Annotated in this window: 11 protein-coding genes; 5 read left to right on the forward strand and 6 right to left on the reverse strand. The window is 65.9% G+C overall.

What is annotated here, in order from left to right; translation table 11 throughout:
- Positions 1–45: 45 nt before the first annotated feature.
- The gene (locus AC0QDI_RS22545) at positions 46–1323 is read left to right on the forward strand and encodes an MFS transporter (RefSeq protein WP_474672050.1); all 1278 of its coding nucleotides are present in this window, start codon (positions 46–48) and stop codon (positions 1321–1323) included.
- 69 nt (positions 1324–1392) lie between these two features.
- On the opposite strand, the gene AC0QDI_RS22550 is transcribed toward AC0QDI_RS22545, so the two are convergent.
- The gene (locus AC0QDI_RS22550; RefSeq protein ID WP_474672052.1) at positions 1393–2739 is read right to left on the reverse strand and encodes an ABC transporter substrate-binding protein; all 1347 of its coding nucleotides are present in this window, start codon (positions 2737–2739) and stop codon (positions 1393–1395) included.
- Between the two features lie 291 nt (positions 2740–3030).
- Between AC0QDI_RS22550 and AC0QDI_RS22555 the strand changes: the two genes are divergently transcribed.
- Genes AC0QDI_RS22555 through AC0QDI_RS22565 form a run of 3 tightly spaced genes read left to right on the forward strand, consistent with a single transcriptional unit; the run spans position 3031 to position 7533 of the window.
- Positions 3031–6222: a methyl-accepting chemotaxis protein gene (locus AC0QDI_RS22555; protein ID WP_474672054.1), complete on the forward strand. Its 3192-nt coding sequence runs from the start codon at positions 3031–3033 to the stop codon at positions 6220–6222.
- Between the two features lie 54 nt (positions 6223–6276).
- Positions 6277–7164 (forward strand): homoserine kinase, encoded by an 888-nt coding sequence (locus AC0QDI_RS22560; RefSeq protein WP_474672056.1) that lies wholly within the window; start codon positions 6277–6279, stop codon positions 7162–7164.
- A 6-nt stretch (positions 7165–7170) separates the two neighbouring features.
- Positions 7171–7533, forward strand: a complete 363-nt coding sequence (locus AC0QDI_RS22565) for a hypothetical protein (RefSeq protein ID WP_474672058.1) — start codon at positions 7171–7173, stop codon at positions 7531–7533.
- Positions 7534–7543: 10 nt separating this feature from the next.
- Here the strand turns inward: AC0QDI_RS22565 and AC0QDI_RS22570 are convergent, their stop codons facing one another.
- The 3 genes from AC0QDI_RS22570 to AC0QDI_RS22580 form a co-directional block, all read right to left on the reverse strand.
- On the reverse strand, positions 7544–8323 hold the full coding sequence (locus AC0QDI_RS22570; protein WP_474672060.1) for a hypothetical protein: 780 nt from the start codon (positions 8321–8323) through the stop codon (positions 7544–7546).
- Between the two features lie 104 nt (positions 8324–8427).
- Positions 8428–9336, reverse strand: a complete 909-nt coding sequence (pdxS, locus tag AC0QDI_RS22575) for a pyridoxal 5'-phosphate synthase lyase subunit PdxS (RefSeq protein ID WP_474672062.1) — start codon at positions 9334–9336, stop codon at positions 8428–8430.
- 120 nt (positions 9337–9456) lie between these two features.
- Positions 9457–10218, reverse strand: a complete 762-nt coding sequence (locus AC0QDI_RS22580; RefSeq protein WP_474672064.1) for an acetoacetate decarboxylase family protein — start codon at positions 10216–10218, stop codon at positions 9457–9459.
- Positions 10219–10316: 98 nt separating this feature from the next.
- Between AC0QDI_RS22580 and AC0QDI_RS22585 the strand changes: the two genes are divergently transcribed.
- Entirely contained in the window at positions 10317–11027 is a 711-nt protein-coding gene (locus AC0QDI_RS22585; protein ID WP_474672066.1) for a DUF1405 domain-containing protein, read from the forward strand.
- A gap of 15 nt (positions 11028–11042) precedes the next feature.
- Here the strand turns inward: AC0QDI_RS22585 and AC0QDI_RS22590 are convergent, their stop codons facing one another.
- Both AC0QDI_RS22590 and AC0QDI_RS22595 read right to left on the reverse strand, forming a co-directional pair.
- Positions 11043–11396: a DUF7344 domain-containing protein gene (locus AC0QDI_RS22590; RefSeq protein ID WP_474672068.1), complete on the reverse strand. Its 354-nt coding sequence runs from the start codon at positions 11394–11396 to the stop codon at positions 11043–11045.
- 212 nt (positions 11397–11608) lie between these two features.
- Positions 11609–14272, reverse strand: coding sequence for a valine--tRNA ligase (locus AC0QDI_RS22595; RefSeq protein ID WP_474672070.1), 2664 nt, complete (start codon positions 14270–14272; stop codon positions 11609–11611).
- Between the last annotated feature and the right edge of the window lie 13 nt (positions 14273–14285).

Below are 14285 nucleotides of genomic sequence, written 5' to 3' on the forward strand. Positions count from 1 at the left end.
CCAAGGCGCTAAGTGTGCGGAGCACGCCGGTTCGAGCAACGATTGATGGCGCTGAGCGCGAACGACCGGTCGATCGCGGCGTTTACGATGGCGGGCCACGCCCTCGTCCACTGGTTCGAAACCTCGATCCCGATCTTTCTGGTCGTCTGGCTCGCCGAGTTCGACGTGGGCGTCGCCCTGTTCGGCATCGTCGTCGCGCTCGGCTACGCGCCGTTCGGGCTGGGGGCGCTCCCGGGCGGAATCCTCGCGGATCGCTACGGGACTCGTCCCATCGTGTTGGCGTGTCTCGGCGGGATGAGCCTCGCCTTTCTCGTCCTCGCCGTCGCGAGTTCGATCTACGCCATCGCGGCCGGCCTGATCCTGTGGGGGATCGCCGCCAGCGTCTACCACCCCGCCGGGCTCGCGCTCATCAGCACCGGCGTCGAGGATCGGGGCACCGTCTTCGCCTGGCACGGGATCGCCGGCAACGCGGGCATCGCGCTCGGCCCGTTCGTCGCCGCCACCCTGCTGATCTTCCTCGAGTGGTCCGTCGTCGCGGCGGTGCTCGCCGTCCCGGGCGTCCTCGCGGTTCTCTACGGCCTCGGCGCGGAGTTCGATCCGACCGCGGCCGTCGCGGACGACGCCGACGCCGGCCCCGACGAGGCGCTGTCGCCGGCGGCCCTCTTCAGCGACTCGCGGACGCTGTTCGCCAGCGCCTTCGCCGTCGTCTTCGTCCTCGTCACGTTCGAGGGGCTCTACTACCGCGGCACCCTCACGTATCTCCCCGAGATCCTCCACGGCCTGCCGGCGATCGAGTCCCTGACGCTGCCGGCCGGCCTCGAGGGGATCCAGCCGGCCGACTACATCTACGTCGGTCTGCTGGTCGTCGGGATGGCGGGGCAGTACGCCGGCGGGAAACTGACGAACCGCGTCGCACCGGCGCGGGGACTCGCGGCGATTTTCGGCGTCCTCGTGGTCCTCGCGCTCGCGTTCGTGCCAGTGACGGCGTCGGGGGTCGGACTCGCTCCGATCGTCGCGCTCTGCGGGCTGCTGGGCTTTTTCCTCTTCGCCATTCAGCCGTTCTACCAGAACGCCGTCGCGGTCTTCACGCCGCCGGACGCCCGCGGGCTCTCCTACGGCTACACCTATCTCGGCGAGTTCGGGTTCGGGTCGGTGAGCATCGCACTCGGCGGGTTCGTCCTCGGCGAGTTCTCTCGGACGGCGTTTTTCGCGATGATCGCCGCGTTCGCGGCTATCGGCGGCCTGTTCGCGGTCGCGTTGCTGGTCGGCAGCGGTCCGTTCGTAACGACCGACAACGCCCACGAGGCAAACGCAAACGAGTGATGACGAGTGAGATCGCTCTCACCGTCGCTGTAACTCTCGAGAAACGAGATCGAAAGGCGAGACGGGCCGCTAGAGCCAGTGAGGCGTCTGGTACTCCGCGGTCTGGTGGTTCTCGGGCCAGATAACCTCCTGAACCCCCTCGCCGTCGTCGTTTTCCTGCCACTGCATATAGATGGCACCGTCGTCGCTTGGCTTGAGGTCGTGGGCGTACTCGTGATCCTTGTCGTAGAATTCGATAGTCCCCGTCGCGCCGCCGAAGCTGGCGTTTTCGAGCGCGCCGATCAGCGTCTCGGTATCCAACGTGTCAGCCTGTTCGATGACGTGCTTGTAGAGCATGACCGCCTCGTACGCCGTGTACCCGGTGTAGACGGGAGTCGCGTCGTACGTATCCCGATACCGACTCACGAACCGCTGTGTCAGGGGACCGGCGTCGCTATTTGCGGTCGCACTGACCTGTGCGACACCGTAGCGACACAGGCCGCCAGTCTGTTCGTAGTAGGTTGGCAACTGCATCGGCACGTGAATGCCGCCGAACGCGAACGGTCGCGGCTCGGGCGGCACCTCCGGACGGTTCGGATACGCCCAGTCGAGGAGGGCGTCCGTCCCCGTGTGTGCGGTCCCGATAAACGCCGCGTCCGCGCCAGCCGCTTCGGCCTCGTCGTAGAGCGACGTGAAGTCGTTGGACGCCGGCGGATAGCGCCGCTTCATCGTCACCTCGACGCCGACGTCGCCGAGTTGGTCCTGCAGGATCTCCCAGGGACCCTGCGACCACGGGTAATCTTCGACCAGCACGGCGATGGACTCCCAGCCGATGTTTGCGGCGTTGTCGTCCAGAAAGTTGACCAGGTCTTTGCCGAGGTCGTACGAGTTGGTCGGGCCGACGCGGAAGTGGTACTTGTACCGGTCGTAGTTTTCGTTGACCTTCCGACTGACCGCGGGGGTCGACGCCCCGCTCGTCAGGTGGATCGTCTCCTGTTCGGCGATATCCTCGATGATCGTCTCGAGGGACGGACTATCGAAGACGCCGACAGTGATGTCGGCTTCTTCCTCGAGAATGAGCCGCTGGTACTGGCGACGAGCCTCGAGCGGACTCGAGTTCGTGTCGCCGACGGCCAGTTCGACGTCGCGACCGAGCAGTCCCCCGTCCTCGTTGATTTCGTCAACTGCGACCTGCGCGCCGCGGGCTATTCCTCGACCGATGTAATCGCCTTCCGGATTCGGTGCCAGCGTTCCGATCGTGATTGGGTTCTCACCGCCGCTCCCACCGGTAATCGATCCCACCGTCCCGAGGCATCCTGCAAACGATAGCGTCGTTGCGCCGGCAGCCGTCGTTTTGAGCACCCGTCGGCGGTCGAGACCGCCGCGTCGCGTAGTGGGTGGCCCCGCCGACCCACCGTCGCGGATAAAGTCGTCCATTCTGACCAGTCGTTTCGACCTCTGTTTCTTAACAATTTCGAAGACTATCATCTTTTATTTATAATAAAATCAATCATTTCTGTCGCACGGCGAGTTTGTTTCGGCGTAAAATACCCGTACCAACGGTCCGCGCGGAATATATTGGATATATTGATACTATCTTGCAGCATTCGGGATGGTTTTCCAGAAAGGAAGTGGTGTGGGGAGCGTTGGCCCGTCTGGCACCGATTATCACCTCCGATAACCGTGGATCACAATTTATGTACTGACGAACTCACGCCTGTCCTATCCATGGATTTCGCTCGACGGCTGGTGCCGAAAGCTATCCGACGCAGGTACGCGGTCAAGTTCGGGATCGCGTTGCTCATTCTCGGGCTGTCGGTCGGCCTGATCGGATACGGTGCGACCGCAGGGATCACGAACCAGGTGGAAGACCGCGTCCAGACTGATCACGCGGCATCCGCCAGTCAGGAGGCACAGAGCCTGCAGATGTGGAACGAACAGAACGAACACACGGTCGAAACGATCACCCGATCGGACGTCGTCGCCAGCGACGATCCGGCGGCGATCGAAAACCGATTCCTCGACTGGAAGGAACACCTCGACACCGACACGTTCGAGATTTCCTACGTCGACACCGCCAACGACACGGTGCTCGCATCGACCAGCGATTCGGTGAACGCGAGTACCGACGGGAGCGGCGACATGTCGGTGAGTCAGTTCGAACACGTACCCGCCGAGGCCTACGAGAGCGCGACGGAGAGCGTCCCGTGGGTCTCTGACACCTACACCGCCGGCGGAGAGTTCGACCAGACGACCGCCGTCATCACCTACGTGCAACACTCCGCCGAACGCGAGAACCGCTCGGTCGTCTACACGGCCAACATCGAGGCGTACGCGAACCAGTTGCAACAGGACGAGGGCGTCACGACGATGGTCGTCGACGGCGACGACGAGATCATGCTCGACAATCAGGGGTACGGCGAAAACCACGAAACGCTCGGGCTCGCGTACGGCGGCGACAGCGCCGTTCTGAGCGATGCGCGAACGGAAGGCGCGTCCACGCGACAGGTTTCGGGCGCCGACTTCGACTTCGGCTCGCTCGAGACCACCGCCTACGACTTCGACGAGAACGAGTACGTCACCAGTTCGGCCCGCGTGTTCGGGACGGACTGGGTCGTCGTGACCCACGAACCGTCCAGCCAAGCGCTCGGATACGTGACCTCGATTAACCAGTACGGTGTCTACGCGACGATCCTCGGCGTCCTCATGATCGGCATGGTCGGTGCCGTCCTCGGTCGGAACACCGCCGTTTCGATCGACCGCCTCACCGACAAGGCCGGTCAGATGGAGCAGGGCAATCTCGACGTCGACCTCGAGACCAAGCGGATCGACAACATCGGCCGGCTCTACGACGGCTTCGACTCGATGCGCGCCGCCTTGCGCGAACAGATCGAGGAAGCCGAAGCCGCCCGTCAGGAGGCCGAACGCGAGCGCGAACGCGTCGAGCAGATCAACGGGCACCTCGAGGAGAAGGCCGCCGAATACAGCGACGTGATGGAAGCGGCCGCCGCCGGCGACCTGACCGCCCGGATGGAAGCCGACGGCGAGAACGAGGCGATGGCCGAGATCGCCGAGGACTTCAACGAGATGCTCGACGAGATCGAGCGGACCATCGCCGAGCTCAACCGGTTCGCGACCGACGTCGCGACCGCCTCCGAGCAGGTGACCGCCTCGAGCGAGGAGGTTCGCTCCGCGTCCCAACAGGTTACCGGTTCGATTCAGGAGATTTCCGACGGCGCGGATCGACAGAACGAGTCGTTACAGTCGGTCAACCAGGAGATGAGCGGGCTCTCGACGACGACCGAAGAGATCGCCGCCTCCTCGAACGAAGTGGCCGATATCGCCGAACGGACCGTCGACACCGGCCGAGACGGACAGGAAGCCGCACAGGCGGCGATCACCGCGATGGACGAGATCGAGGGCGAAGCCGGCAGCGCGGTCGCCGAGATCCGCCGACTCGAGGAGGAAGTCCAGCAGATCGACGAACTCATCAACACGATTTCGGAGATCGCCCGCCAGACGAACATGCTGGCGCTGAACGCCAACATCGAGGCCTCCCGATCCGCGGGCGGCAGCGACGACGAAGGGTTCTCCGTCGTCGCGAAGGAGGTCAAGGCGCTCTCCGAGGACGTCGCCGAGGCGGCCGACGAGGCCGAAGACCGACTCGAGGCGATTCGAGAACGCACCGAGCGCTCCGCCGCCGAGGTCGAAGGCACGAGCGACGACATCGAGGACGCAAGCGAGCAGGTCGAAGAGGCCGTTCACGCGCTCGAGGAGATCGCCGACCTCGCACAGCAGACCAACGTGGGGGTCCAGGAGATCTCCGCGGCGACCGAAGAGCAGGCCGCTTCGACCCAGGAGGTCGTCGCGATGGTCGACGACGCCGCGACGATTTCGGAGGAGACCACCTCCGAAGCCGAAAACGTCGCCGCCGCAGCCGAAGAGCAGACGACGGCACTGACCGAGGTCACGCAGTCCGCCTCGAACCTCTCCCAGCAGGCCGCACAGCTCTCCGAAGCGCTCGACCGGTTCGACACCGAGGTCGACCGCGACGACGTGGACCTCGAGTCGATGATCGAGACCGACGCGGAGCTGGCGGCGACCGAGTCGACGTTCGCGGTCGACACCGAGGCGACCGACGGACCGGACGACGAGAACCGGGGGATCACGTTCGAAGCGGCCGACGATCCGAGCGACCCCGACTCGGACGACCCCCTCACGTTCGACGATGGTGCGGACGAGACGCTCGAGACCGAGCCGACCGAGTCGCCCGCCGAGACGACCGGTGTAGACCAGTCGGCCGCGGACGCACTCGAGGGCGATTCGGTCGACGACCCCGTCGAGCCAGCGGGTAGCGGGCCCGAGCGGGCGGGCGGCGATGAGTCAGCCGCGGACGGGCAACGCGACGGCGATGCCGGCGAGATCGGTGCGGAAGAGATCCTCGGGATCGGAGAGCGTGACGACGGTGCGACCGAGATCGGCTCGGCGGACACGACCGATGGATCGCTCGGCTCGACCGATCCGCTCTCGGAAGAGACGGAGGCGGATCCGCTCGCGGAGGAGACGGAGACGGCGGATCCACTTGCGGAAGAGACGGAGACGGCGGATCCACTTGCGGAAGAGACGGAGACGGCGGATCCACTCGCGGAGGATAGTAACGCCAGTGCGTCGCTCGCGGACGAGCGCGACACGACGACGGAGTCCGGACATGACGATGTCGACACGAGCGCCGGATTCGAACCGGCAGGCGACTCGGCTACCGACCTCGAGCAGGGATCGACGGCCGACGACGGTGACGCCGAACCGGACGAATCGACGGCCGACGACGACGCGACCGAGAACGCGGATGACGATGACGAGGCGACCGAAAGCGACGACGTGTTCACGTTCGGCACGGCGAGTGACGAAGACGACGAGTAATCGTCGTCGGTCTCGTTCGCTACCTTTTTGACTGCCGTCTCGGAAGGAATCGGCATGCTCACCGTGCGGGCACCGGCGACGAGTGCGAACCTCGGGAGTGGCTTCGACGTCTTCGGCCTCGCTCTCGGAACGCCCGCGGACATCGTTCGGGTCGAGCGCGCCCCGAAGACGACGATTACGGTTACCGGGGCGGGAAGCGAGTACATCCCCGAAGACCCGGCCAACAACACCGTCGGTGCGGTCGCCGAGGCCCTGGACGCCCCGGCCCGCATTCGAATCGACAAGGGCGTCCGCCCCTCCTCGGGGTTGGGCTCGTCGGCCGCGAGCGCGGCCGCCGCCGCCGTCGCGCTCAATGCACTCTACGACCGCGGCCGCTCCCGCAAGGACCTCGTCAGCGTCGCCGCCAAAGGCGAGGCGGTCGTCTCCGGCGAAGCGCACGCGGACAACGTCGCGCCCTCCCTGCTCGGCGGCTTCACCGTCGTCACCGACGACGGCGTCACGCAGGTCGACGCGTCCGTCCCCGTCGTCGCCTGTCTCCCCGAGATATCCGTCTCGACGCGTGACGCGCGCGGCGTCGTCCCCGAGTCGGCGACCATGGACGAGGTGGTCACCACGGTCGGCAACGCGGCCACGCTGACCGTCGGCATGACGCGAGACGATCCCGAACTCGTCGGTCGGGGGATGAACGACGATATCGTCACGCCCGAACGGACCAAGCTCATCACGGGCTACGGGGACGTTCGCGAGGCCGCCCTCGAGGCGGGCGCCACCGGCGTGACGGTCAGCGGTGCCGGCCCCGGGATTCTGGCGGTCTGTCGCCGCCGGGACCGGCGCGCGATCGCGTCGGCGATGGTCGACGCCTTCGACGCGGCCGGCGTCGAGAGTCGGGCCTATCAGACCGCGATCAGCGAGGGGGCGACGCTGTACCGGGACGGCTCGTAGGCACGGATGGGGACGAGAACCGACGGAGCGCTCGCACTGGTCGCCCTCGCCGCGTTCGCGGGCCTCGTCGTCCTCGTCGATGCGTCGCTCTCAGTACCCTTCCTGCTCGTCGGCGGTTCCGCGACTATTTGCTTCGAACTGCTCGCCGCTCGAGATCCCGCGCTCGTCCGCGACTACTGGGAACGCCGATCGGTCCAACTCGCGTCGCTCGCGGTGGCGATCGGCGGGGCCGCCATCGGTGCTCGAATCGCACCGGACATAGCGCTCTCGCTGTGCTGTGGCGCGACGGTAACCTATCTCGTCTTTCTAACGCTCCTCCGGATGGGGGTTCTCCCGCCGTTGGAGACGTGGTGGGAGTCGGACACGTGACGGTGGCGGCTCACCTCGGGCGAGCGGCCGTCTTCCAGCGGCGACCGTAGAGACGGGGTAAGGCGTCGACGGGTGCCTGTCGGACGTTCGTCGGCACGGTCGAAACCCTCGTGGAAACGCTCGCCGGGAGCGGACCGTACGGTACCGACGAGACCGCAGTCGGGTTGTTCGAGACCGGTTTTCGGCCGGCGTAGCCGGGGCCCCGCTGCGTCGACTCGTAGATCTCCTCGAATTTCGAATGGGCGTCGACGACGCCGGTGCGAGCCGCCTTCGCGGCCTTCTTCGCCTCTTGTTGCAAGGCCGCGTTCGTCGCGTCGGGTTTCACGTCGTCGACGAAATCGCGGATCTCGGTCCCCGCCTCGGAGTCGCCCGACGCCTCGAGCGCGTCGGAGCCGACCACGTCCTCGAGTTCCCTCTGGAGCTCTCGCAGCTCTCGCTGGAAATCGACCAGATCGACGGTATTCCAGAGTTCGCGCAGTTCGATAGCGTCCCGAATCGTACTGAGATCGAGCGTCCGGTCCAGATCCTTCTCGCGGATCGCGTTCGGGAGTTGCTCCAACTCGACGAGACCCGGCAGCGCCGACGCGTCGACGGCATCTGGCAGACTCTCGAAATCGATCGTCTCGAGGAGGTCGTCGACTTCCGCGACGACGTCCCGGAGTTCGGCCGCCGTCGCCGCCAGCGCGTCGTCCGAACCGTCGGTTGCGGTTTCCCGGAGTAATCGCTCGGCTCCAGCCGTGATTCGCTCGGCGAGTCGCTCGACGTCGGTCGGGGACGTTGTCTGGCTCATGCAGTCGGGACGCGGGAGACGGATAAAACGAGCGTGCTTGCTGATCGGTTCCAGTTCCGGTTCCGGAACGTCAGTGTGCGAACACGGATCAGTCGTCAGTCAGCCTAGACGCCCCGGCCCTGCATCTTCTCTTCCTCGGGGAGATCGACGTTCGCATCCCCCTTCATCCCCTTGCCGAGGTGTTTCGAGATCTCGGCGAGCGTCTCTGGCTCGTCCCAGTTGTTCGTCGCCTGGACGATCGCGTCGGCCATCTCGGGCGGATTCTCCGCACCGAAGATACCGCTGCCCACGAAGATACCGTCGCACTCGTGGTGCATCATGAGCGCGGCGTCGGCGGGCGTCGCGATCCCGCCCGCCGCGAAGTTGACGACCGGCAGTCGCCCCATCTCGGCCGTCTCGTGGACCAGTTCCGCCGGCGCTTCGATCTCGCGCGCGTAGGCTTCCCGTTCCTCGTGGGTTAAGCCCTCCAACTCGCGGATCGCGCCCTTGATCGTCCGCTGGTGGTGGACGGCCTGATTCACGTCGCCGGTGCCGGCCTCGCCCTTCGTTCGGATCATCGCCGCGCCCTCGTCGATCCGGCGCAGGGCTTCGCCGAGGTCGCGCGCCCCGCAGACGAACGGCGCGGTGAAGTCGCGCTTGTCGATGTGGTAGGCGTCGTCCGCCGGGGTGAGTACCTCGCTCTCGTCGATCATGTCCACGCCGACGGCCTCGAGGATCTGGGCCTCCTTCGTGTGACCGATGCGGGCCTTCCCCATGACGGGGATCGAAACGGAGTCGACGATCTCCTCGACGTCACCGGGATCGGCCATCCGCGCGACGCCGCCGCGCTTGCGGATGTCCGCGGGGACGGCTTCCAGCGCCATCACCGCGACCGCGCCGGCCTCCTCGGCGATGCGGGCCTGTTCGGGATCGACGACGTCCATGATGACGCCGCCTTTCTGCATCCGTGCGAAGCCGCGCTTGACGAGATCGGTGCCGCGTCTGAGTTCCTCGAGATCGGTTTCCTCGGCCATACTACCCGGTTCGAAGTCACCGCACTTACGCGTGTTCGTTGGGATCGGTTCGGCTGCTGGACCCGAAAGCGATCGCCGGATGACGGCCCGACCGACTTGAACGGATCCCGATCGAGCGCGTCACTCGACGACCCGTTCGCCCTCGAACAGCCGCGCTCGAACGTCCGAGCCGTACAGTCTGGTGAGCGGTCGCGGCCACAGACCGAGTTCTTGTGCCAGCTCCGCCGCGATCTCGAGACGCGTCCCGACCGACGGCCCGATCCCGACCGCCACCTCGCCCTCGATCCGCGCCGTCGTCCGCAGGAGAGCGCCGTCTTTCCGCGTGAAACTGGCCATGGTCCAGTCGCGCGCTCGAGGAGTGAGGCGGGGACGGGAGACCTCGAGTCGGACGCTCTCGCGCCCGCCGTAGCGGTCGCCGTCGACGACGGCTCGAATCCCGTCCGGGCCGTCGGTCACCGTGATGTCGGCCCGTTCCTTGGGATAGCCCCAGCACTCGCGGCCGAGCGCGACCGAGGGATCGGTCGTGACCGGGAGCCAGTGCACGTAGCCGCCGATCTCGCCGTCCGCGAGCTGTGCGAACGGGAGGCTCGTTCGACTCCCGCGGACGGCCGGAATGATGACGGCGAACTCGTCGTAGGGCTCGAGTCCCGTCCCGTCTCGATCCCTGTCACCCACCCGGTGGTACTGAATCCCGATGAGTGCGACGCAGCCGACGCCGGGTGCGATCGCCAGCGACGAGAGCCGCTCCGGGAGGACCGCCTCGAGCCGGCTGCGACGCGCGGGAACGGTAACGCCGCCCATCGCGAACTCGAGGTCGAGCGGGAGTGCAACCACGTGGCCGGTCGAAAGCCGTCGTCGCGTCCGTTCGTGGCCGGTAGTCATGGCCGACGGTACGACGGGACCGGTCGTAGTAGTACGGATCGCGGCCGACCGCGAGGCAACCGCTACTGTTTTGCGGATTCCGTCCGTCGCGCCGGACAATGACCGCGTCGACCTCGAGCGGGCGGCTGTCGAATCGCGAGCGCGACGACACGTCCCTTCCGGGATATCTCGCGCCCGTTCCGCGCACGCTCGAGGAGCTGGGACTGCGATTCGCCTGGCTCGTCGTGGCGATCAACCTCGCGGGAACGGCCTTCGGCTTCTGGTACTACTCGGGGCAGTTCGCCGGGACCGCGACCGCGCTCTGGCCCTGGGTGCCGGACAGTCCGCTCGCGACGCTGTTCATCGCGCTGGCGGTCGCCTGCTGGAAGCTGGGTCGCGAACAGCCGTGGCTCACCGCGCTGGCCTTCTTCGGTAATATCGTGCTTGGACTGTGGACGCCCTACACGCTGCTCGCGTTCGCCGACTCCTACGCGTACCTCTCCCCGGTGATGTACCAGTTCCTCTTCTGGAGTCACCTCGCGATGGTCGTGCAGGCCTTCGTCCTCTACCGGATCAGCGACTTTCCGGTGTGGGCCGTCGCCGTCGCAGCCGTCTGGTACTGGAGCAACCTGCTCGTCGACTACTTCGTTCCCGTCGTCGGCGAGCCCCACCACACGATCATCCCCGTCGAGCGCGACGCAGCGATGTTTCTCGAGGCCGACGCGCTGGGCGTGATCGCCGCCGGCGAGGTCACGTTCGTCCTCCTGGCGCTGTTTCTCGCGCTCGCGATCCGAGTCAAAAAGTGCGAAGCCGCCCGGTGTCGGCCGTAACAGGCGGCGCGGGCCCTAGAGGTCGGTCGTGAACGCGAGCTCGAGGTAGGGATCGAGCGAGCGGGCTGCGGCCCGGCGCTCGACCGTCCCCGCGTTCGCATCGTACCGCAGCACCTTCGAGTCGACGAGCTTTCGAAGGTGGTTGTGGTGGAACTCGACGGCGATCTGCTCGAGGCGGTCGCCGGTCGGATCGCCCTCTCGGTGGGCGATCCGATCGACGAGTTCCTCGACGCTCACGGCCCCGACTTTCCGCGACAGGTAATACAACGCGTACCGTCGCTGGTCGTCGAGCAAGAGCTCGAATACCGTGTCCGAGGGGAGCGAGGCATCGGTTCCGGAACTGTTGACGTCTGAGATGTCTGTCTTCATGCGGTGCTCTGTACTCGGCTTACGCGACGGCGGACGACGCATCGGCTCCGATCGACTTCAGCAGAGCACGCCACCTGATTGGGTCATCACGCGATAACTCTTCTGACAGGATGAAAAGAGAGACCGAATACCGTGAACGTCTCACGAGTATCCAGAAACACTACCGTTTCGAGTGTGAGACGATTCGACGGTGACGGTCGAGCGGCGACTTCCTACTCGAGGATGAGGACCGCTGACTCGGTCTCGATCATCTCGCCCTCGCCCGAGTAGGTGCGCTCAAGTTCGACGTCGAAGAGGTCGTCCTCGAGTTCCTCGCCGGCGACCCGGAGAACGCCCGCATCGTCGTCGATCTCGTACTCGCCGCTCTCGATCCCGGCGTCGATCTCGCCGACCTTCGACCCGAACTTCGGGCCGACCGACGAGTAGTCGAGATCGATCGACGCGACCTCGGTCGTGATCTCCGGCGGCTCCTCGAGAACCGCGAGCTCCCGGACGTGCATCACGTGCTGGATCGCGTCCTCGAAGCCGTCGATAGCCCCATAGACGGAAACGGACTCGAGGTCGCTGTTCAGCGGCAGCTGGTGCTCGCTCTTGTATCGTCGAAGCGCGGAGATGACCTCCATGGCGGTCTCGCCGGCCGCGAGGTCGGCCTCGTACCCCTGCGGGTCGGGCCACTCGCGGACGTGGATGCTGTTCGTGCCGAGATCCTCGCCACCGTCCGCGTAGACGGCCTGCCAGATCTCCTCCGTCGCGTGGGGCAAGAACGGAGCCCAGAGCTCGAGGAACGTTCGATGGGCGGTCCGGAGCGCGTACTGCGTGGACGGATTGTCTTCCCGCGTCTTGGCGATCTCGAGGTAGTCGTCGCAGAAGGTGTTCCAGAAGAACGTCCGCAGGCGGTCGCGGGCCTTCGCGAACTCGTACTCTTCGAGGTGGCCGGTCAGATCCGCGACGGCGTCGTCGAGTTCCGCGAGGAGCCAGCGATCGATCGCCTCGAGGTCGGCGGGTTCCTCGGGCTCGCGCGGTGCGAGGGTGTCCACGAGCTTCGAGGCGTTCCAGAGCTTGCGAAGCAGCTTCTCGCCGGCCGTGAGATCCTTCTCCTGATACGGGAAGTCGTCGCCGACGGCGGCGCTGGCCGCCCAGAACCGGACGGCGTCGACGGGGTACTCCGAGAGCACCGTATCGGGTTCGACGACGTTCCCCCGCGATTTGGACATCTTCTCTCGGTTCTCGTCCAAGACGTGGCCGTTGATCATCGTCGCGTCGAAGGGCACCTCGCCGGTGTGCTCGTAGCACTTGACGACGGTGTGGAACAGCCAGAAGGAGATGATGTCGTGGCCCTGCGGGCGGAGATCGAACGGGTAGAGTTCCGGGTTGTCCATCGTGAACGCCTCGGACTCCGCGTCCCAGTCCCAGCCGGCGTTGATCAGCGGCGTCAGCGAGGAGGTCGCCCAGGTGTCGAAGACGTCGTCTTCGGCCTCGAACTCGTCGCCACCGCAGTCGGGACAGCTCCCGACCGGGGGATCGTCCGAGAGCGGATCGACCGGCAACTCCTCGCGATCGGCCATAATCTCGCGGTCGCACGCCGCGCAGTACCAGACCGGGAACGGGATACCCGAGTCGCGCTGGCGCGAGATCAGCCAGTCCCACTCGAGGCCCTCGATCCAGTGCTTGTAGCGGGTAAACATCTTCTCGGGGTACCAGTCCATCTCCCGGCCGGCCTCGAGGTACTCCTCCTTGTGGTCCAAGATCTCGACGTACCACTGCTTTGAGACGCGGTACTCGACGGCTGTGTCACAGCGCTCGTGGACCTGGACCGCGTGGGAGATCTCCCAGCGGTCGCGCAGGGTGCCCTCGTCCTCGAGGTCCTCGACGATGGCCTCGCGGGCCTCCTCGGTGGACATCCCCTCGTAGGGACCGGCGAGTTCGGTCATCGTCGCGGACTCGTCGATGGCCACGCGCAGCGGCAGGTCGTGGGCCTGGTACCACTCGATGTCGTTCTGGTCGCCGAAGGTACAGCACATCACGACGCCGCTGCCCTTCTCCATGTCGACGCGCTCGTCCTCGATGATCGGTACCTCGTGACCGAAGAGGGGAATGCGAGCGGTCTCGCCGATGAGATCCCGATTCTCCTCGTCGTCCGGGTGGACGAAGACGGAGACGCAGGCCGGGATGAGCTCCGGTCGCGTCGTCGAGATGACGAACTCCTCGCGCGGCGCGTCGTCTCCAACTAGTTCGAACGCGATGTCGTTGAAGTGCGAGGCGCGCTCCTCGTCTTCCATCTCGACCTGCGAGATGGCCGTCTCGCACTCCGGACACCAGATCGCGGGCGCCTTCTTGCGGTACTCGCGGTCCTTCTCGTAGAGGTCGAGGAAGGACAGTTGCGAGATACGTTGGACGCGCGGTTCGATCGTCTTGTAGGTGTTGTTCCAGTCGATCGAGGTCCCGAGATCCTGCATCTTCTCCGTGAACTCGGCCTCGTACTCCGCACAGACTTCGCGGCAAAGTTCCTGAAACTCGCGGCGCTCGTAGTCCTGGTGGCGGATGTCCAGTTCGGATTCGGTCAGCCGCTCGCTCGCGATTCCGTTGTCGTCGTAGCCGAAGGGAAAGAGCACGTCGCCGTCGTGCATCCGCTGGAATCGCGCGGCGAAGTCCTGCAGCGTCGAGCCGTAGAGGTGTCCCATGTGCAGGCTGCCCGAGACCGTCGGCGGCGGCGTGTCGATCGCGTAGACCGTGTTCGGGTCCCGCTCCTCGTCGGCCTCGTAGGCGTAGACGTCCTCGTCGATCCAGCGCCGTTGCCAGCGGGATTCGACTACGTCGGGATCGTAGCCGCCCTCGAGGCTCGGCTCGTCGTCCTGTTCGGGGGAATCCGTGCTCATGTTCTCACCGCCC

It is taken from the genome of Natrinema sp. LJW11 (assembly GCF_056135975.1).